Here is a 19,034-nt window from a genome sequence, read left to right as displayed (position 1 = left end):
CGCTGAGTTAGCAATGGTTTTCCCATTATCGCCAACTTGGGCGGGAAGCAACCCTTCTCTAGGACAAAACTTTTGCAAAGGGGGCGATCGGGGTGATGGATGGGGGTCAAGGGCTAGGGCGATCGCTTGGGAGGATTGCCATAGCGGGCGATCGCTTGCGATGTTGCCACATCTTCACGCCCGTCCAAAACAGGGCGATCGGGGACAGGCCCACCAGCACATAGAGCCAGCGCGTCCACAAACCGCCAAACGTACCAAAGTGCAGCGGCCCGAAGCTGTTCAAGATGCGATCGCCCAAGGCCGCCTGCCGACTGTCATTCACCCGCAGCACCTGACCGCTGTAGGCATCCAGAATCACATTGCTCTGGCCGTAGGAACTGGGTTCGTGGGTTTGGCGCTTGCCAATCCGCACCACCCCATCCGGTGTTCTGGGCAGTGCGATAAACGTTGTGGCAGCTCCGGGTAATGCTTGGTTCGATCGTGCCAACAGTTCCGACAAAGGCAAGGATTTTTGATTGGGCAACACCTTGGACTGCCAAACCGGCTCCGCAGGGGTGAAGGTAATCGCTTTGATCACCGCCGTTGATTGGGCATAGAAATTCCAACAAAACCCCGTGAATCCGGTCAGCACTAAAAAAACAGCAGCAATGATACCCACAACCTTGTGAAGATCAAAATTCAGTCGCTTCGGGTGCGCATCCCACTTAATTTTGAAACCCGCTGCCAACCGTCGCCAACCGGGCCAAAGTGCAATGCCAGTAATCCCCAAAATGGTCATGAAAAACCCTGAAATACCAACAATAATCAGCCCCGTTGTGCCGGACAACAACTGATAATGCAGTCGCAAAATCCAGTTCATCCAGCTATCTTGCGCTGAGAGGGTTCCTAGCACCTTTCCGCTATGAGGATGGATAAAAAGCTGGATCAGTTGATCACCTTGCCAGAGACGAACTTGGTAAGGTTGACCGGGATGTTGGGGAAACAAAATGCCATTAATGCTGGAGCCCGGTAACTGTTGGGCAAAGGCTTGGGCAGCGTTGGACACTTGGTCAATGCTGACGAGGGTTGATTGGGGGGCGATCGCGCCGAATTTTTCAACAATCAGCCGATCTTGCAACTCATGGGAAAACACCAACAGGCTCCCCGTCACCCCCACAACGATCAGAATCAACCCAACAACTAAGCCCAAGTAGCGATGCAGCGGAAACAGGATCGATCGAATCTGGCGAGCTTGCATAGTCCTCTCGGATTCCAACCCAGTTGAAAAACCAATTTTGAAAATCTACTTGAGGATGAAAATGCCGTAATCGGCCACGACATCGCCCACCGTGAGGCGATCGACCCCTTGCACGATCGCCACCAAATCGCCACTTTTAGTTGAAATGCGCAGGGTTTTATCCTGAGGTTTTAGGCTGTAATCTTCCGGTTTGCCTGCAAGCAAAATTGTGTCCTCGCCGGGTTTGAAATTATCAATTTGGGCATAGTCGGCATCACCCTTACCCACATAAAAAGGCGCAGACTTGGGATTAGCCGGGGTGATCAAACTACCCACAATAAATTCATCCTCGGAGCCAGGTTGACCCACCAGGCGATCGACCTCCCCTTGACCCAAGGTTTTGGGGCGAATCGGCAACTCACCGCCCTTGTCAGCCACAATCTCGAATGCCACGCCCGAGATATGAGGGTGATGGCCAAATCCGGAAATGGTGTCGTTGCCGCCTGTGCCCATAAAAAAGCCCGCGATCGCCTCGCCGTTGGCATCTTTCCCAGACTGGCCGACCGCTTGATAATGAGCGAGTGGAGAAGCAAATTTCCCAGCCTTTACTTGTTCGTTGACTTCGGGATAGGCCAAAGCATAAAGGGCTTCATCAAAATGCTTGACACTCGGATCAGCCGGGGCGATCGGGCTGCTGGGGGTGGTTGCTGGTGCGTTATTGCTGGCCGTGGATTGGTTGGTTGATCCCGATTGGCAAGCGGTGATCAAACTCAGACTCAGCAGGGCGATCGCGTAGGTTTTATGCATGATCCTGGTTGGGGTTAAAGAATGGTTTGCGTTGTGGTTGAACTGTGGGTTCAAGCATGGGTTGGGACAGAACAAGGGGAGATTGCACAATGGCAATCAACCCCAAAGTTGAGACCCAAAACTAGAACCGGATGGAAGCCGATCCAGTAACTGTGAAAGGTGTGCCCACTTCTAGACCAGTGTTGCTTCCTACTGTGGATTTGATGTAGGTTTCATCGGTGAAATTTCGGAAGTTCAAGGCAAAACGGTAGTTATCTCGTTGATAGAAAATGGCAGCATTCCCGATGAAGTAGTCCCCGATTTTGTAGTCGTTGGCGAGGTTGCCGTAGCGATCGCTCGCATATTCAAAACCCACCCCAAAGCCCAATCCTTTGAGAGAACCAGACTGAATTTCATAGGTTGTCCAAAGGGTGGCTTTGTGCTCAGGAATGCCGTACAGTCGATTGCCAATCAGAGACTCATTCGTATCTTCAGTAACTTCGCTGTCGATATAGGCGTAGGATCCCAAAATCTTCCAGCCGGGCAATAGTTCACCAATCAAGTCAAATTCAAGGCCGCGATTGCGTTGCTCTCCTGAAGAAACCGAAAAGAGGAGATTATCAGGATCAGTTACCGGCACATTTTGCTTGGTGATGTCGAAGTAGGTGAGGGTAGCCAGGAGGCGGCGATCGAACAATTCAGTCTTCACGCCCACTTCAAATCCTTCACCTTCTTCAGGCTTCAAGATTGAACCATCCGCACCGGTCGAAGTTGTGGGGCGAAATGATTGCGAATAGTTGGCAAATAGTGATAGTTCGGGAATGGGGCGATACAGAATTCCGAGGCGAGGTGTCCAAGAGTTGAGTTCGGTATTGTTGCCCTCTCGGCGACCTAGTTGATCTTCTGTTTCAATGCCGATCGTGTCATAGCGCAGACCAGCCACCACGATCAGATTTTCGGTGAGGTTAATCTGGTCTTGAAGATAAAATCCGAGACGATTGGCCGTGGTCAGGTCATCATTAAACGGTGGCAATGAGGAGCGATCGGGACGAACCACCGCATCATAATCGCGGTCAAAAATGTTGATGATTGACGGTTTTGAGCGATCAAAAACCGTTGCAATTCGTGATTCGCTACGATTCAGATCAAGACCAATGGTGGCTTGGTGTGCGATCGATCCTGTTTTGAAATTGCCCACAAGACTGGTTTGCAAGGTGTAGGATTTATCCTCACCATCTTGATCAGCATAGAAACGAGTGACCCGAGGGCCGTTGGCCGTCAGCGGCAGCGCCACCACACTGTAGTCATAGTCATAGCTGATGTAGCGGAAGCCGTTGCGAATTTTCCAGTTATCGCTAAAGCGATGCTCGAATTGATAACCGGTGCTGAAATAGTCGGTTGTAATGGAGTCCTCAGGATCCGTAATAATCAACTTGCGATCAACTGGGGCAACCCCATCTTCAAATCGGCTCAGTCCAAAGTCAGACGGCCCTTTTTGGTGAATGTATTCTAGGTTGAGCGATAAGTCTGTTTGGTCACTAATTTTCCAAGCCAGAGCAGGCGCGATCGAAAAGCGATTGGTGTCAGTTTCAAAGTCGCGGAAAGGCGCTTGATGCTGATAAACGCTATTCAGTCGATAGCGCAAGCTGCCATCTGCCGTTAGAGGGCCACCAAAATCAATTCGGGGACGCACTAACTCATTGCTGCCACCTTGCAATTCAACCTCATAAAAGGGTTCTGCCAGGGGTTGCTTAGAAACCAGGTTGATAATGCCGCCCGGTTCAATTTGCCCATACAAAATCGAAGCGGGCCCCTTCAACACTTCGATTTGTTCCAGGTTGGCAACTTCCGGAATGGCTTGAAAAGAACCATAAAGCCGATAGCCGTCGCGCAAAACCGATACGGTGGCGGGATATTGGTTACCAAATCCGCGAATGCTCACCGTCGCTTCCCGACCGCTGTTGCTCCCGGCATAGGACACGCCACTGACATTGGTGAGCGCGTCTTCAATGCTGATCACCTGCTGATCGCGCAGGACGGCTTGGGGAATCACCTGCACTGAGAAAGGCGTTTCCAAAATCGGGGTGTCTGTGCCGGTGGCGCTGGAGGCATTGGGAACTCGGTAGCTGGGCGATCGCTGCCCCGTCACCACCAATTCTTCTTCGGGTGCGTTGGCATCCACGTTCAGGCTGTAGGCCAAATCACCCGTAGCCAAGGTCACATCCTGGGTGGGCAAACCATTACGACCCGTCACCACCACTTGGATTCGATCGGGCGCAATCTGCCAAACCCGCACCGAGGCCACTTCAGCGGTGGGGTCGGTGCGGGTGAACTCCGCTCCCTCCGGTAGCGCCAAGCTGGCGTTGCTGATCTCGGCGATCAGTTGGTTGCCCTCGGCCCGGAACTGGTTCGCATCAATCAACAAGGACTGACCGGCTGGGGTTTCCAGGGCAATTTCCAGCTCATCGGGCAGGGGCGTGACCACCACACGGGTGACGGTGGCCGGGCGATCGGCTTGGGCCAGCCAGGATTCCACCGAAGTGGCGGGAGCGTTGCTGCGGAATCGATCGAGCGGCTCCAGCGGCACTGACTCAGCCCCAGCGGGAGCAGCCAGCGCCCCGATCGCCACCAACAAAACAGACAAAGATAGAGGAGATGCAGCGTTCATGGGGTGATGTTCTAAGGAACTTTAAGTTGTAATCGGGAAAAATTGCTCGGACATTGAACTGATTAAAATCGGAGATGATATCAACACAATGATTGGAATCATTTCCTACGAAATTTAGAACCGAATTGAAGCTGATCCTGTGACTGTGAAGGGTGAACCCACTTCAATACCGCCTTCATTTCCCGTGGCTCCTTTGATGTAGTTTTCATCAGTGAAGTTGCGGAAATTCAAAGCAAATCGATAGTTATCTCTCTGATAGAAAATCGCTGCATTGCCAATCAGATAGTCACCCAATCGATAGTCATTGGCTAAGTTTCCATAGCGATCGCTCGCATATTCAAACCCCACTCCGAATCCCAATCCTTTGAAAGAACCGGACTGAATTTCATAGCTTGTCCAAAGAGTAGCTTTGTGTTTTGCCAGCCCAGCCGGTCGATTACCAATTAAGGACTCATCGGTATCTTCAGTAACTTCGCCATCGATGTAGGCATAGGAACCCAAAATTTTCCAACCGGGTAATGGTTCCCCAATCAGATCCAGCTCAATTCCTCGGTTACGTTGTTCACCGGAAGCAACAGAAAAAAGGGGATTTTCGGGATCTGAAACCGCAACATTTTGCTTGGCAATGTCGAAGTAAGTGAGGGTAGCAAGCAGGCGACGATCGAACAATTCGGCCTTCACACCTACTTCAAATCCTTCGCCCTCTTCCGGGGGCAAAATTGCACCACTGGAACTGGTGGCCGTCGTGGGACGAAAGGATTGGGAATAGCTAGCAAAGAGGGCTAATTCGGGAATGGGCTGATATAAAATTCCAAGGCGTGGTGTCCAAGCATCCGCGTTAAAACTGCTGCTTTCATCGGTCAATTTTTGATCGGTTTTGCTATCGATCGTGTCGTAGCGCAACCCGGCAATAATCATCAAGTTATCGGTTAGCTTGATCTGATCTTGCAGGTAAATTCCTAGGCGAGTGGTGGTTGTGACATCATCTTGAAAGGGCGGCAAATCCGAGCGATCGGGCTTGGGCACTTGCTCATATTCCGGATTGAAAATGTTGATCGTGCTCGGATTAGCCGTATCAAACAAAGTCTCGATCGCGAACTCGCTGTAGTTGAGATCGAGACCGATTGTTGCTTGGTGTTCTAGGGAACCAGTCTTGAAGTTTCCAATGACACTAGTTTGCGCGGTATAGGAGCGGTCATCCCCATCTTGATCAGCATAAAAGCGAGTGATCTCCGCATCATTCACGATGATCGGCAAGGCGATAACACTGTAGTCATAGGTGTAGTTGATGTAGCGGAAACCATTGCGAATTTTCCAATTGTCACTAAAGCGGTGCTCAAATTGATACCCGGTATTCAAGTATTCAGTGGTAATTGAATCATCGGGATTATTGATCACAGATTCCCGAGAAACGGGAGCAACACCATCCCCAAAGCGGCTAATGCCAAAGTCTGCCGGCCCCTTTTGGTGGATATATTCCAGATTGAAAGATAAGTCAGTCTGATCGCTGATTCGCCAAGCTAAAACCGGCGCGATCGCAAAGCGGTTGATATCCGTATCAAAGTCCCGAAAAGGCGATTGATGCTGATAGAGAGCATTCAGTCGATAGCGCAGACTGCCATCACTGGTTAAGGGGCCGCTGAAATCAATGCGGGGGCGCACTAAAGCATCGCTGCCAGCCTGGAATTCTGCTTCATAAAAAGGTTGATCAAGCGGTTGCTTGGAAACCAGGTTAATGATGCCGCCCGGTTCAATTTGTCCATAAAGAATCGAAGACGGCCCCTTCAACACTTCAATTTGTTCAAGGTTGGCCACTTCCGGAATCGCTTGAAAGCCCCCATAAATGCGATATCCATCTCGCAACAACGGGGCCCCAGTGGAAAACTGATTGCCGAATCCGCGAATGCTGAAACTAGCTTCCCGGCTGCCATTACTGCCGGCAAAAGCCACGCCACTCACGTTGTTCAGCGCGTCTTCAATATTGATCACCTGCTGATCGCGGAGGACGGCTTGGGGAATTACCTGCACCGAGAAAGGCGTTTCCAGAATCGGGGTGTCTGTACCGGTGGCGCTGGAGGCGTTGGGAACTCGGTAACTGGGCGATCGCTGCCCCGTCACCACCAATTCTTCTTCGGGCGCATTGGCATCCACGTTCAGGCTGTAAGCCAAGTCACCCGTGGCCAAGGTCACGTCCTGGGTGGGCAAACCGTTGCGACCCGTCACCACCACTTGGATGCGATCGGGCGCAATCTGCCAAACCCGCACCGCAGCCACTTCAGCGGTGGGATCGGCTTGGTTAAACTCCTCGCCCTCCGGGAGCACCAAGCTGGCGTTGCTGATCTCGGCGATCAGTTGGTTGCCCTCGGCCCGAAATTGGTTGGCATCAATCAGCAAGGACTGACCGGCTGGGGTTTCCAGGGCAATTTCCAGCTCATCAGCCAGGGGCGTGACCACCACACGGGTGACGGTGGCCGGGCGATCGGCTTGGGCCAGCCAGGACTCCACCGAAGTGGCGGGGGCGTTGCTGCGGAATTGATTGAGCGGCTCCGGTGGTACTGACTCAGCCCCAGCGGGAGCAGCCAGCGCCCCGATCGCTACCAACAAAACCGACAGGGAGAGGGGAGATGCAGGGTTCATGGGAGTTTCCTAAAAACAAGCTCAAAACAGCAAATTCAAAACGGGCAAACCCTTGAGCCAGAGCAATCGCACCCGAATTCTGCCCAGCACGATCGGGAATCACACCGCAGCAACGGTGGATCCGGGATAGGGCATCAGTGGTGTTCGATCGCGCTAGTCGGCGGGACTGCTGGCGGGGGCGGGTTCCGGAGCGCTGGGGGCCACGGGCGCTGGGGCGGGGGCCGCCTGGACGGGCGGGGGCGATCGCCGGGGCCGAGGCGATCGGGTCGGGCGCGGACTGCGGCGGGCCGGCGCGGCCGGGGCCTCGGCGGCGGGACTGCGGGCCGGTGGTTCCGCTGGGGCCACGGGCGATCGGGCAGGGGCGGGGGCCACCACTGCGGGGCGGGCCGGTTCCGGAGCTGCCGGCCGGCTGGGACTCGGATCGCTGGTGTTGCTGGGCGCAGTGGAGCGATTGGGGCGCGGTTCCCGATCGACAGGAGCCGGGGCGGCGGGCGCGGCGGCCGGGGTGGTGGCCGCGGGGGCAGGACTGGCCGGTTGTTCCGCCGTGCGCTCTGGGGCTCGTTCGGTGGGTCGCTCCATGGGGCGATCGGCCGTCGGTGCGGGCTGTTCCGTGGGGCGATCGGCGGCCCGTTGCCGTTCCTCCTGTTCCGCGACCTGGCGACGTTCGGACTCCTCGCGACGACGGGCCTCGTTAGCCCGCTGGAACCGCGATCCCTCCTCCTCGTAGGTGACGCGCATGGGGCGGCGCAGGCCTCCTTCCGGCACGGTTTGCGGGTCAAAACGCCATTGGCGCATCGCTTCTAGGGTTTCGCGATCGACCGCCGGGTTGCCGCTGGATTGGCGCAACCGCACCTCCACGCTGCCATCGGGCCGAATCCGCAAATCCACGCGGGGACTGGCTTCCGTACCCCGATAGCGCGGCAGGGGACAACTCACGCATTGGGGCTGGCCGGGCGATCGCGCGGGGGCGGGCGGCGGACTCGGCGGCGGGCTGGTCACGGGCGGCCCCTCCAGCGTGCCAGCCGGTTCCCCATCGCTCGACCCCGTGCCCTCGGGATCGCCGTCCGGTGCGCCCGAGGTGAATCCGGTGGCTTGGCTGGCGTTGCCAAACCCGTTCCCTGTACCGTTGGGATCGCTAAGCGGGCCGGTGCCCGTGGCCATGGCCGGCGCGTCTCCCGTGGGACTGGTGCCGGGGGCGATCGGGTCACGATCGCCCGTGGGATTGGGGTTGCGGGTGGGCGCATCTTCGCCCGCTTTCAAGGGAGCCTGACTCTGAGGAGCCAGCGGAACCCGATCGCGCTGTGGATTGGTTACGGGGTCGGTCGAAGGAGGCGTGGCCAGGGGTTCCGGCGGGCGATCGGGCGTGACGTTGGAAATGGTCACTTCCATTTCGCTGTCGGTGGTCGCCGGGCGATCGCTCCACCAGTTGCGGACTTGCCACCCCCAGGCCAACCCATGCAGGGCGATCGACCCGCAAACGCTGCCAAACAGAAACCGTTTCAGCCACCGAGATTCCTTTTGGCGCTGCTGACCAATCAGTTGCGAGCTGTCCATAGGCGGATTTAAACCATCAAGCTATCGGGCAAAAACAGGTGAGCAATTCCTTAGGGCTGGGTGGGTTTTTGGGTAGCGATCGCCAGTTTGGCTCCCTCCACTTGGCGCACCCGATCCATCACCGCCACCACCCGATCGTGCGTCACAGAACCATCCGCATTCAGGACGATTGTTAAATCCTGTCCTGACTGTTGAAGTCCTCGAATGGCTGCGCTTAAAGACTCGATCGTCACGGGGGTTTTGTTCAGAAATAAACCGCCCTGCGGATCGAGGGTCACCGTGGCTCGAATCACCTTTTGGGGCTTGGCTGATTGGGCTTTCGGCAAATTCACCGCCAACCCTTCAAACCGCCCCAAAAAGAGCGTAGACATAATGAAAAAGGTCAAAATTGCGAAGATCACATCGATCATCGGCACAATTTCAATCCGAGGCGGCAAATCTGGTTCATCAATGGTTCGCCTGCGCATAGGTTGCTCCTCCTGTTTGTTTGGCTTGCATTTTTTTCAAATAGCGCCGATGCCGCAATTCCAGTTCCGCTGAATATTCCTGAATTAGGGCAATTTGCCGCAGATAAAAGCTTCGGAACGTATTGGCAAAAAACAGCGTGAACAACGCCACCACCAAACCAAACGCCGTAGAAACCAAGGCTTCGCTAATTCCCGAGGTGACTGCGGTGGTTTTTGCACCGCCCACATCACCCAAATTCAGAGAACTGAAGGATTGAATTAGCCCCAACACTGTCCCCAACAATCCCAACAACGGCGACAGGGTAATGATCGTGTCAAAAATGTTGTTAAAGCGCTTTAAAACCGGAATTTCTGCTTGGGTTGCCCCATCGATCGCTAGGGCAATTTCATCGGGTTCAGCCTCATCCAAGGAAGCCGCCGCCAGGAAAATGCGCCCCAGGGGTAAATCCAGATTTCGCTTGAGTTTTTCCACAGCCAACAGTGGATCAAATTCATAGAGATCCAGCACTTCCCGAATCACTTTGGTTTGCCGACGATTCACCCGAAACCAAAACACCACACGCTCAATGATTAGAGCGATCGCCAACACTGAAAACAATGTGAGGGGAACCGCAACTGCTCCCGCCGCCACCAAAATTTCACCCAATTTTTGCATCGTTCCTTCACCCACCTGATTAACGAATTGCTTGCAAATTTTGCAAAAAATGCCAATAAATGCTCACTTAATGCTCATCAATGAATGGTTCATTTTTGATTTTCAAGGAGATTTTTCAAAAATTTATTCTGAGATGCTTGTAAAACCGAAACAGCAATGAAAACAAAGGGTTCAAGTTTTTTACTGGTTCTTGTTGGTTACGGCGGCTGGAGGCAAATGGATCAAGCTTGATGTTTCAGACGTTTTTTATTCTGAGCTGACGTTTCTACTGTTCAAGCGCCCTTGGTCATGGGTTTGCCAGTCATCAAATTTCAGTCCACGAGCCGCGCCAATTCCCTCGCGCCAGCCAGCGTGACGGTGGAGCGCCACCGCCGAACCTCTCAGTTGAGAACTACTTTCAATTAATGAGCGAGATGATCTTACGGTGTCATTTCCCGAAAATGGGGAACAAAAGTTTGCTGAAACGGAATTTTTCTTTGGCGAAACGGAATTTTTAGTGAAATTGGGGTCAAGGGGCGATCGCGCGGCAGTCCCTTGATCGCCCCTTGACCCTCGACCGGCCATCAGTTTCAGCCTTGTCGCTGGAACGATCGGGGACTGAGGCCAAATTTTTTGCGAAATGCCGTACTGAAAGCGCAAAGGTTGGTGTAGCCCACTCGCCGGGCCACTTCCGTCACAGACCACTGGCGATCGAGCAACCAACGGCGGGCTTGCTCCATGCGGTAATCGTGTAAATAGCCAAAGACGGTTTTGCCAAACACCTGCTTAAACTGCCGCTTCAGGGTGCAGTCATTTAGCCCCACCTGTCGCGCCAAATCCGTCAAGGACGGGGGAGTCTGGAACCGTTGCAGCAAAATATCCCGCGCTTGGTAAATCCGATCGAGGTCAGATCCCTTCAGGGGCAGCGAGTGATCGGCGATGGGTCGATCGGCTCCCCCTTGGTCTTCCGCTTGAGCTAACCACAGGGTCAACAGTTCCACGAACTTACTTTCCAAATACATCTGCCTCATCGCGCCGTGGTGGGGGCAATGGAGCATCTGTTGCAGCACCACTTGCATCGCAGGCGTGATTAGGGTCAATGGATCGGTGGAATCGGGAGAATCTTGGAAATCGGGGGAATCTTGGAAATCGGGGGAATCTTGGGAATTGAAGGGGTGGGCCATCTGGCGGCTGGCTTGCCACAAGTCCCGCCAGTCATCGTCAGAGATGCCAGGAGCCATATTAGATAAGTGATTTTTGGTGAAATTTAGGAATGGAATTATTAGGAATTGCTAGCAGTTTCAAAAGTTGGCATTTATTTTAAATGCAAATGACTTTCAAAAAGTATCGCAGTCAACAACCGGATGCACCCGATCGAGGGGGGCAGGCTTGCGGAGGAAGGATGGGAAAGGCGGCAGAACGGCGGGAAATTGGGGCGATCGAGCAGTTCTAGGTTGGCGCTGGATTGGCGCTCTGGGTTAACCCTCGGTCAACAGGTAGTTGACGGCCGTTTGGAAGCGATCGAACGGAATCCAAATCCCATCAGCCCCGGGATCCGAGAAGCGATAGTTCAAAATCGCCTCCGGATCGGGATAGTGATCTAGGGGTTCACCCACCAGGTGATAGTGCGCTAGGCCAATCAGGTCGGCAATTTCCCAAAAGTAGCTGGGCACATAGCGCGGTGAAAACAGTTCCAGGACGATCGTGCCCGGTTGGCAAAAAACCAGATTGGTGAGGCCAGCTCCGTGGGGCGCAATCACCACCTTGGCTTGGGCCAAAAGGGAAACCTGTTGGGCAAAGGACAGACTTTCCAGCAGCACGATTTTGAATCCATGCTGACGCACCAACCAATCACTGAGTTGGCGATCGTCCACGACACGGCGATATTTGGCCCAATCACGACTGATGTAGAGCCGATCGTGCGGGGCCATGGACTGGATAATGGCGGGTCGCAAAAACAGTTGCCGCAGGGTGTCGCAAATCCAAGGCGTGGCCCGATCGACCCGAGAAGGCACCACCAACCGATCGGCCACAATATGGCGATCGTCTGGATTGCTAATAATCAGCTTTTGGGGCGGAATGCCCAACAGTTCCAGGGTTTCCGTTTGGTAGCGATATTCCTGTTCATTCACCGCCACATAGTCCAACTGATCCAACGTCCAGCCCGCATCGGCCAGCAGCCGCAACCGCGACAGGAGATTCAGCAACCAGTGACAAAACATTGACCCCCCCGCTACCGACAACAGGGCCACGGTTCCCGCCACCCGGCGCGGCGGCGGCAATTGCTCCGACAGGGCCACCAACTCCACGCTCCCGAGGGAGAGTTCCTGAACCAATGCGCCCGTTTCGGTAAAAATGGCGCTGGTGTAATGATCCGTCCAGGCTCGGCCCTGGGGCAGGGTGACCACAAAGGTGGGATCAACTTCGTATTCAGTGGCGCAAAGGTCGGGATGGGGCGGCTCTCCGAGGGGCGATCGGGAAGCCCTGAGCTGCACCCGATCGGCCGGGTCGATCGGGCAATAGTCCAAGGTGGCGGCGGGCAATTCCTGGGGCACTTGCTGGCGATCGGCCAGCACCAGGGAGCGCGGAACCCACTTGCGCCCACAGGACAGGGCATCCTCGAAGCGGCCAGCCCGCTGGAGCAACCGAAACAGGTGATCGTAGGGTCGGCGGTAGGTGGGATTGCGATACAAGGCCTGAAGATAGGCGGCCAGGGCCCGATCGACCCGCTCCGGTTCCAAGGCTGGGTCGGGACAGTCTCGCCACCAATCGCCCAGGGCCGTCCAAGCCGTCAGGGAGTTGTGATCAAGGGCGATCGCCTCCTCCAAGGCCAGGCGGGCCCCCAGCCAACAGTCCTGATCGCGCAGCCACAGGGCCAGTTGGTGATGGGCGTGGGCTTGCTGCTCGATCGCGCAGGTTGGCAGCAGGTGATATTCCTGGTAGGCCAAGTCCGCGTCTTCCCAACCGGCACAGAGGGCCTGATGCAAAAACGCCCACAGGGCCGGCACTCGTCGCCCCAACATTGCCAGTGCGGCTCCCAGTTGGCCATAACACACCGCTGCTTCTGGCCCGATCGGTTGCTGGCGCAGGGTCGATCGCAACTCAGCCACCCTGGCCAGGGCCGCTGGCTGCGGGTCAAGGTCAGCCGAAGACCAGGAAACTAGGAGTTGGGAAGGCGACAAGCTCAAAATCAAAACCCTCGATCGCACGATCGGCTGTGGGGGATGCCCGTTCACCCAAACCATGCCCCAGGGCCGACTCATGCCTTGGGCATTCCTAACGGGTTGCTTCAGCGCATATTTCCGCTTCAAGACCGAGGAGATGGACACATCATCCAAGGCGTAAGTCAGGAAACCGGCTTGGGCTTATCTATTGGCTATAAGTCTATTGGCTACAAGATTATGCAGGAAAAACTATGCAGGAAAAACACGGCGGTCGTCGCCGCGATCGAACCCCGTGAGAATTTTGCAGTGTTCAAAGCATCTAAATCTTGAGCGCCCAATCTTGAGCACCCAATTCTCAACACCCAATCTTCAACACTAATCCTCGCTCAGACACCAAACCAAAAAAGCCAATCCCCCAACGGCCGCCAACCAACCGGGCAACGGCAGCACCCAACCCACCCAGCCGCGCACAACGGCCACAAAAGCCCCCACCACAGTCCAGTCCAAAAACAACAGCAGGGCCACCGCCCCGATCGCCCCCAAAATTAACGGCATCTTTGTCTCCGTGGAACTGCCACAGTCGGATCAAAAATAGGTCGAAACGGCGGGCCAAGGTCGCACCGCTGAGAATAGGTTGAATAGTACCCATTCAGCTTGCGATTGGAGACCTTGAACCGTGAAACCTGCCCTGATTTTGACCTTAGGTTGTGCCATGGTGAGCTGCTGGGCCACCCGCGCGATCGCCCAGACTTCCATTGATGGGGACTTGACCCTTTCCAACGGCAACCCCAAAGGTTCCCTCACCGGCACGGCGATCGGCTCCCATGACTTGCCCTCCACTGTTCTGGGGCGATCGACCGACCAGGCGGGCCACGATTGCCTTGGCTTCAGCTCCCTGAGTCCCAATCACCGCCTGACCCTGCAAACCCCGATCGCCAACTTGACCCTCAGCGTCAACAGCGGCCAAGACGACACCACCTTGGCCGTGCGCGGCCCCAATGGGCTGCTCCTGTGTGGCGATGACACCGTGGGCACGGCTTCCGCCCAAGTGACCGCCCCCCAGTGGCCGGCTGGCACCTACGAGGTTTGGGTTGGAACCTTCAAACCCGGGATGCGCAGCCCCTACCGGTTAACGGCAGAGTGAGTGCATTTTTAGGGCATCTCTGGGGCATTTTTGGGGCATCTTCCGCGCAAATCTGCACAAATCTATGGAAACCCCGATCGTTCTCTCCGCTTTTCCCCCTCATCGCCTAGGGTAAAACTGGCCCCAGTCCCCCGGTTTGGTTAACTTGAAGCCCAAAATTGGATCCCAAATTCCTGCAATCCTCCCAGACTCCCACCCCGTACTCCATAGACGGCAAGCTCGGTTCGGCCGTATTCTAAGAAGCTGTGAAAAAATACTCAGTTTTTCCGCTTAACAAATCCCCCTAATCTCGTCTGCCGATCCATGGTTGTCACCGAAGATTTGACCAGTTCCCCGCCGCCCCCGCAACCGTCCCCCTTCACGATCACAACCCCCCTCTATTACGTCAACGCATTACCCCACATCGGTAGTGCCTACACCACGATGGCGGTGGATGCGGTGGGCCGTTTTTATCGGTTACAGGGGCACCCGGTGCTAATGATTACCGGCACTGATGAGCATGGCCAAAAAATCGAGCGGACAGCCCAGGAACGCAACAAAAACCCTCAGGAACACTGTGATGAAATTGTCCAGGGTTTCGCCGATCTCTGGCAAAAGCTGAATATCCGTTACGATCGCTTCATTCGGACAACGGACGAGCGGCATCGCGCCATTGTGGTGGAATTTTTTGAGCGCGTTTGGGCTGCGGGGGACATTTATTCTGGAAAGCAACAGGGGTGGTACTGCGTTTCCTGCGAAGAGTTTAAGGAAGAGCGGGAGCTAACGGAGGATCATCATTGCCTGGTGCATCCCAACAAGCAGGCTGAGTGGCGCGATGAGGAAAATTATTTTTTCCGGCTCTCCAAATATCAGACAGCGCTGCAGCAATTTTATGGAGACCATCCGGAGTTTATTCAACCGGAAAGTCGCCGCAATGAGGTGTTGGCATTTGTGGAACGGGGGCTGCAAGATTTCTCCATTTCACGGGTCAATATTGACTGGGGATTCGCGCTGCCCAATGATCCCAAGCACACGCTTTATGTCTGGTTTGATGCGCTGTTGGGCTACGTGACGGCATTGTTAGAACCCGGTGAAGCCCCGACGCTGGAGAATGCCCTGAGGCATTGGTGGCCAATCAGTACCCACGTGATTGGTAAGGATATCCTGAGGTTTCATGCCATTTATTGGCCAGCAATGTTAATGTCGGCTGGGTTACCGATTCCCCAACGGTTGTTTGGTCATGGCTTCTTAACGAAAGATGGCCAAAAGATGGGCAAAACGCTGGGGAATACGATCGATCCGGTGGCGTTGATCGATCGTTATGGTAGCGATGCGGTTCGTTACTACTTCCTCAAGGAAATTGAGTTTGGCCGCGATGGGGACTTCAATGAAACGCGGTTTATTAATATCGTGAATGCGGACTTGGCGAATGATTTGGGAAATTTGCTGAACCGAACCCTCAAGATGGCCCACAAGTATTGCGAGGGTCGGGTGCCGTCGGTGACGGTGGCGGAAACGGATCCGTTGCGCCAATTGGGCACGACGTTGGGCGATCGCGCGGGGCGGGCCTACCGGGCCATGGCGCTGCACGAGGCCTGTCAGTCGGTGCTGATGTTGGCTCAAACGGGCAACAAGTACTTAGACGAGCAGGCTCCCTGGACCAAGTTCAAACAGGGCGATCGGGCGGCTGTGGAAGCAATCCTGTATGCGGTGTTGGAGTCGGTGCGGTTGGCGGCCTATTGGCTGTCCCCGATCGTGCCTCAACTGAGCAGCCGGATTTATGGCCAATTGGGGTTTGCGGTGGATTTCGATCGCGTGGATGCGGATCCGTCCCTGCGGGAGCAATTGGGGGGGCATGGCCATTGGGGTGGCCTACCGACAGGGCAAGGGCTGGCGGAACCGCAACCCGTGTTCCAAAAGCTGGAAATGCCGCAGTAACTTGCGAGCACCGATTGCACTGGAATTGACCACCGGAGCGATCGGGTTATCGTGAAGGGAGTTGCTAGAACTCTCCTGAAAAGTCCCGAGCTTTTGATGATCTTTTTCTTTCTTTTTGCTCTTTAAGAACCTTTGAAACCTTTTTCGATGGGCTGGCGATCGAGCGGGTTCCATCTCCTTCTTTAAACGACGAGGCATAACAATCATGAATAGCAACATGGAGCGAGATCCGATCTTTACGCCAGAGCAAGTTCTGGAAAATCGAGGGCGGGTGGCCATCTTTATTGATGGCTCGAATTTGTTCTATGCGGCGCTGCAATTGGGCATTGAAATCGACTACACCAAACTGCTTTGCCGCCTGACTGCCGGATCGCGGCTGTTGCGATCGTTCTTTTACACCGGGGTCGATCGCACCAATGAAAAGCAACAGGGCTTTTTGTTGTGGATGCGGCGCAATGGTTATCGAGTGGTGGCCAAGGACTTGGTGCAACTCCCCGATGGATCCAAAAAGGCCAACCTCGATGTGGAAATCGCCGTGGACATGATGGCGCTGGTGGGTTCCTATGACACGGCCATTTTGGTCAGTGGCGATGGGGATTTAGCCTATGCGGTGGATGCGGTTAGCTATCGCGGGGCCCGGGTGGAAGTGGTCAGCTTGCGATCGATGACCAGCGACAATTTAATCAACGTGGCCGATCGCTATATTGATTTGGATGCCATCAAGGACGACATCAAAAAAAGCCCCCGCCAAGGCTACACCTACCATCCCTTACCCCATGCGGATGAAGAGCGTTTAGAGAGAGAGAGCTAAGCTTGCGCCCCATTGCAACCCTCAGTTGCGATACGCATGGCAGCCCGCTGGGGCCCAGCCCCGCAAGAAACTGACCTTGGCAATCCCGTCCCTGCCCGTTCGCCTTTAGAATTGCGGTTGACGATCGCGGTTTTTCGATCCCCAGCGATCGCCCATGGGTTAGCCCCCTCGGCCACGATCGAGCCGAATTCAACCCCAACGAATTCAGCCGGATCCAACCCAGAATCCAACCTAGGGGCCAACCCAAGATCAGACTCAGGATCAACCGCTGCTGCACCTATGAGCTTTCCAACTCGCGCTATTCGGGGACTGGTCGCCCTTGCACTGATTGCCGGCCTGAGCACGGCCTGTGGCAATCGCAACCGAGGGGAGGAACGAATTGCCGCCGACACGAAGGCCGCAGAGGATTTCCAAGGAGACTTGGTGTTTGATAACTTGACCCTGAACCGAGCGGACAAGCAGGGGCAGGTGTTGTGGGAAGTGCGGGCCAACCAGGCACGCTATTCTCGCGATCGCAAGCTGGCCAAATTGTCAGACGTGAAGGGTAAGCTGTTCCAGGATGGCAAGGTGGTCTATGAGATCACGGCCAAACAGGGGGAAGTGGAACAAAACGGGCAAGTTTTGAAGGTTTCCGGCAACTTGCGCGCCAAGGATTTGCGGGAAAAGATGGAATTCCAAGGCGGTTCTGCCACTTGGGAACCCGCGAAGTTCCAACTGCAAATGAAGGGCGGAGTAACGCTGAATCATCCCCAAGCCAAGATCCAATCCCAGGAGGCGGTGGCGTTTAGTCGCGATCGCCGGGTGGAGATGGCGCAGGCGGTGAAGCTGGTCTCCAAAGATCGCCAGATGAAGTTGGACAGCGATCGGCTGATTTGGCAAATGAAGGCCGATGAGCTACAGGCGATCGGGAAGGTGGTGGCCACCGGCAGCAAGCCCGAGATGAAGCTGACGACCGATCGACTGGTTTGGCAACGCAAAAAACAAGTCAGCGAGGCGATCGGGAATGTGGTCGCCGTCCAGAACAAGGGAGCCAACCGGCTGACGGCCGATCGGGTGTTGTGGCAAATGAAAGACCAAGTGGCCCAGGCAGAGGGCAAGGCCGTTGCCACCGGCCAAAACCCGCCGATGCAACTGCGGGCCGATCGAATCATTTGGCAAATGAAAGACCAAGTGGCCCAGGCGATCGGCAACGTGGTGGGGGTGCGCCAGGATCCCGCCGTGCGGGTGCAATCCCAGCGGGTGGTGTGGCAACAGAAACCGCAACTGGTCAGCAGCGACACCCGCACCATCATCGAGCGGTTTAACTGTGCGGGCGGTCGCTGTGTCATTTCCGATCGGGCCGTGGGCAACTTGGTAGATGTGAGCTTGAAGGATCGCGTTGCCTTTTTGCGTAACCAAGCCCAAGTCAGCACCGGCAATCCTGGGGTAGACGTGGCCAGCGATTCCCTGATTTGGCAATTCCAAGCCCAGTCCCTGACGGCCGATCGCCCCGTGACGGTCTACGAACGACAACAGCAGGTGGTGTTAAACGCCGATCGGGGATTCATGGATCTCAAAAACCAAAATGCCGAAATGTTGGGCAATGTGCGCGGTGTGTCCCGCCTCCGCAGCGCCAACCTCAGCAGCGATCGGCTGATTTGGTCCATGCGCGATCAGCAGCTCCAAGCCTTTGGCAATGTGTTTTATCAACAGGCCAACCCCTTCCTCATTTCCCGGGGTAACTATGGCGTGGGTTCCATGAAAGACGGCGCAATCTTCCTGCAATCCGGGGGCAACAGCCGCGCCCGATCGACCTTCTTCCCGGAAAATCTCCAGGCCGCCGCTTCCCCTGCACCCGCGCCCAGTCCCGTCGTTGGTGCGCCCGCGCCGGGGCCCGCTGCCACGCCCGTGGGCCCGCCCCCCATCCCCAGCACCTTGCCGCCTATTCCGCCGGCCCTGTTGGGGACAGAAACCGGCATTTTTGAAGATCCATTCTCGAACCTGTTTGGCCCTTAGGATCGATCCGCAGAATCCACGATCCTGGGTTCGATCGCCCG

General features: G+C 55.4%; 15 protein-coding genes. 5 read left to right on the top strand and 10 right to left on the bottom strand.

Annotated features, from left to right (window positions below):
- Positions 1-106: 106 nt before the first annotated feature.
- The 8 genes from H6G53_RS14285 to H6G53_RS14250 all read right to left on the bottom strand — a co-directional run bounded on the left by H6G53_RS14285 (position 107) and on the right by H6G53_RS14250 (position 11,203).
- A complete protein-coding gene (locus tag H6G53_RS14285) occupies positions 107-1,237 on the bottom strand; it encodes a PepSY domain-containing protein (RefSeq protein WP_190534024.1) in 1,131 nt (376 codons plus the stop codon).
- Between the two features lie 45 nt (positions 1,238-1,282).
- Complete coding sequence (locus H6G53_RS14280; RefSeq protein ID WP_190534021.1) at positions 1,283-2,023, bottom strand: hypothetical protein; 741 nt, start codon at positions 2,021-2,023, stop codon at positions 1,283-1,285.
- Positions 2,024-2,144: 121 nt separating this feature from the next.
- On the bottom strand, positions 2,145-4,670 hold the full coding sequence (locus H6G53_RS14275) for a TonB-dependent siderophore receptor (RefSeq protein ID WP_190534018.1): 2,526 nt from the start codon (positions 4,668-4,670) through the stop codon (positions 2,145-2,147).
- Between the two features lie 114 nt (positions 4,671-4,784).
- The gene (locus H6G53_RS14270) at positions 4,785-7,307 is read right to left on the bottom strand and encodes a TonB-dependent siderophore receptor (protein ID WP_190534014.1); all 2,523 of its coding nucleotides are present in this window, start codon (positions 7,305-7,307) and stop codon (positions 4,785-4,787) included.
- Positions 7,308-7,460: 153 nt separating this feature from the next.
- On the bottom strand, positions 7,461-8,861 hold the full coding sequence (locus H6G53_RS19095; protein WP_190534011.1) for an energy transducer TonB: 1,401 nt from the start codon (positions 8,859-8,861) through the stop codon (positions 7,461-7,463).
- Positions 8,862-8,911: 50 nt separating this feature from the next.
- Positions 8,912-9,328, bottom strand: coding sequence for a biopolymer transporter ExbD (locus H6G53_RS14260; protein WP_190534008.1), 417 nt, complete (start codon positions 9,326-9,328; stop codon positions 8,912-8,914).
- Positions 9,309-9,983 carry a MotA/TolQ/ExbB proton channel family protein gene (locus tag H6G53_RS14255; protein WP_190534005.1) on the bottom strand — a complete coding sequence of 225 codons (675 nt, stop codon included), beginning with the start codon at positions 9,981-9,983 and terminating at the stop codon, positions 9,309-9,311. The genes H6G53_RS14260 and H6G53_RS14255 overlap by 20 nt, the downstream gene beginning before the upstream one ends.
- A gap of 569 nt (positions 9,984-10,552) precedes the next feature.
- The gene (locus H6G53_RS14250; protein ID WP_190534003.1) at positions 10,553-11,203 is read right to left on the bottom strand and encodes a helix-turn-helix transcriptional regulator; all 651 of its coding nucleotides are present in this window, start codon (positions 11,201-11,203) and stop codon (positions 10,553-10,555) included.
- 89 nt (positions 11,204-11,292) lie between these two features.
- Between H6G53_RS14250 and H6G53_RS19005 the strand changes: the two genes are divergently transcribed.
- The gene (locus H6G53_RS19005; protein WP_255512374.1) at positions 11,293-11,415 is read left to right on the top strand and encodes a hypothetical protein; all 123 of its coding nucleotides are present in this window, start codon (positions 11,293-11,295) and stop codon (positions 11,413-11,415) included.
- 25 nt (positions 11,416-11,440) lie between these two features.
- Here the strand turns inward: H6G53_RS19005 and H6G53_RS14245 are convergent, their stop codons facing one another.
- Both H6G53_RS14245 and H6G53_RS14240 read right to left on the bottom strand, forming a co-directional pair.
- A complete protein-coding gene (locus H6G53_RS14245) occupies positions 11,441-13,291 on the bottom strand; it encodes a glycosyltransferase family 61 protein (RefSeq protein WP_347343155.1) in 1,851 nt (616 codons plus the stop codon).
- A gap of 210 nt (positions 13,292-13,501) precedes the next feature.
- Complete coding sequence (locus H6G53_RS14240) at positions 13,502-13,681, bottom strand: hypothetical protein (protein WP_190355843.1); 180 nt, start codon at positions 13,679-13,681, stop codon at positions 13,502-13,504.
- A gap of 121 nt (positions 13,682-13,802) precedes the next feature.
- Here H6G53_RS14240 and H6G53_RS14235 point away from each other — a divergent pair, with 121 nt between their 5' ends.
- The 4 genes from H6G53_RS14235 (at position 13,803) to lptC (ending at position 18,993) form a co-directional block, all read left to right on the top strand.
- Positions 13,803-14,270, top strand: a complete 468-nt coding sequence (locus H6G53_RS14235) for a hypothetical protein (RefSeq protein WP_099535313.1) — start codon at positions 13,803-13,805, stop codon at positions 14,268-14,270.
- 303 nt (positions 14,271-14,573) lie between these two features.
- Positions 14,574-16,187 carry a methionine--tRNA ligase gene (gene metG / locus H6G53_RS14230; protein ID WP_099535311.1) on the top strand — a complete coding sequence of 538 codons (1,614 nt, stop codon included), beginning with the start codon at positions 14,574-14,576 and terminating at the stop codon, positions 16,185-16,187.
- A 205-nt stretch (positions 16,188-16,392) separates the two neighbouring features.
- Positions 16,393-16,998: an NYN domain-containing protein gene (locus H6G53_RS14225; RefSeq protein ID WP_190533997.1), complete on the top strand. Its 606-nt coding sequence runs from the start codon at positions 16,393-16,395 to the stop codon at positions 16,996-16,998.
- A 279-nt stretch (positions 16,999-17,277) separates the two neighbouring features.
- Complete coding sequence (gene lptC / locus H6G53_RS14220; protein WP_190533994.1) at positions 17,278-18,993, top strand: LPS export ABC transporter periplasmic protein LptC; 1,716 nt, start codon at positions 17,278-17,280, stop codon at positions 18,991-18,993.
- Positions 18,994-19,034 lie beyond the last annotated feature (41 nt).

It is taken from the genome of Limnothrix sp. FACHB-406 (genome assembly GCF_014698235.1).
Taxonomy (GTDB): Bacteria; Cyanobacteriota; Cyanobacteriia; order CACIAM-69d; family CACIAM-69d; genus CACIAM-69d.
Note: the sequence above shows the minus strand (reverse complement) of the source record. Positions and strands in the feature narration are given on the sequence as shown.

Bases quoted from the DNA above. Each gene is read 5' to 3' on its own strand.
- H6G53_RS14280 (WP_190534021.1), bottom strand. From the start codon at position 2,023: ATGCATAAAACCTACGCGATCGCCCTGCTGAGTCTGAGTTTGATCACC.
- metG (WP_099535311.1), top strand. From the start codon at position 14,574: ATGGTTGTCACCGAAGATTTGACCAGTTCCCCGCCGCCCCCGCAACCG.
- H6G53_RS14260 (WP_190534008.1), bottom strand. From the start codon at position 9,328: ATGCGCAGGCGAACCATTGATGAACCAGATTTGCCGCCTCGGATTGAA.
- H6G53_RS14275 (WP_190534018.1), bottom strand. From the start codon at position 4,670: ATGAACGCTGCATCTCCTCTATCTTTGTCTGTTTTGTTGGTGGCGATC.
- H6G53_RS14270 (WP_190534014.1), bottom strand. From the start codon at position 7,307: ATGAACCCTGCATCTCCCCTCTCCCTGTCGGTTTTGTTGGTAGCGATC.
- H6G53_RS14285 (WP_190534024.1), bottom strand. From the start codon at position 1,237: ATGCAAGCTCGCCAGATTCGATCGATCCTGTTTCCGCTGCATCGCTAC.
- H6G53_RS19005 (WP_255512374.1), top strand. From the start codon at position 11,293: ATGACTTTCAAAAAGTATCGCAGTCAACAACCGGATGCACCCGATCGA.
- H6G53_RS14255 (WP_190534005.1), bottom strand. From the start codon at position 9,983: ATGCAAAAATTGGGTGAAATTTTGGTGGCGGCGGGAGCAGTTGCGGTT.
- H6G53_RS14250 (WP_190534003.1), bottom strand. From the start codon at position 11,203: ATGGCTCCTGGCATCTCTGACGATGACTGGCGGGACTTGTGGCAAGCC.
- H6G53_RS14240 (WP_190355843.1), bottom strand. From the start codon at position 13,681: ATGCCGTTAATTTTGGGGGCGATCGGGGCGGTGGCCCTGCTGTTGTTT.
- H6G53_RS19095 (WP_190534011.1), bottom strand. From the start codon at position 8,861: ATGGACAGCTCGCAACTGATTGGTCAGCAGCGCCAAAAGGAATCTCGG.
- lptC (WP_190533994.1), top strand. From the start codon at position 17,278: ATGAGCTTTCCAACTCGCGCTATTCGGGGACTGGTCGCCCTTGCACTG.
- H6G53_RS14225 (WP_190533997.1), top strand. From the start codon at position 16,393: ATGAATAGCAACATGGAGCGAGATCCGATCTTTACGCCAGAGCAAGTT.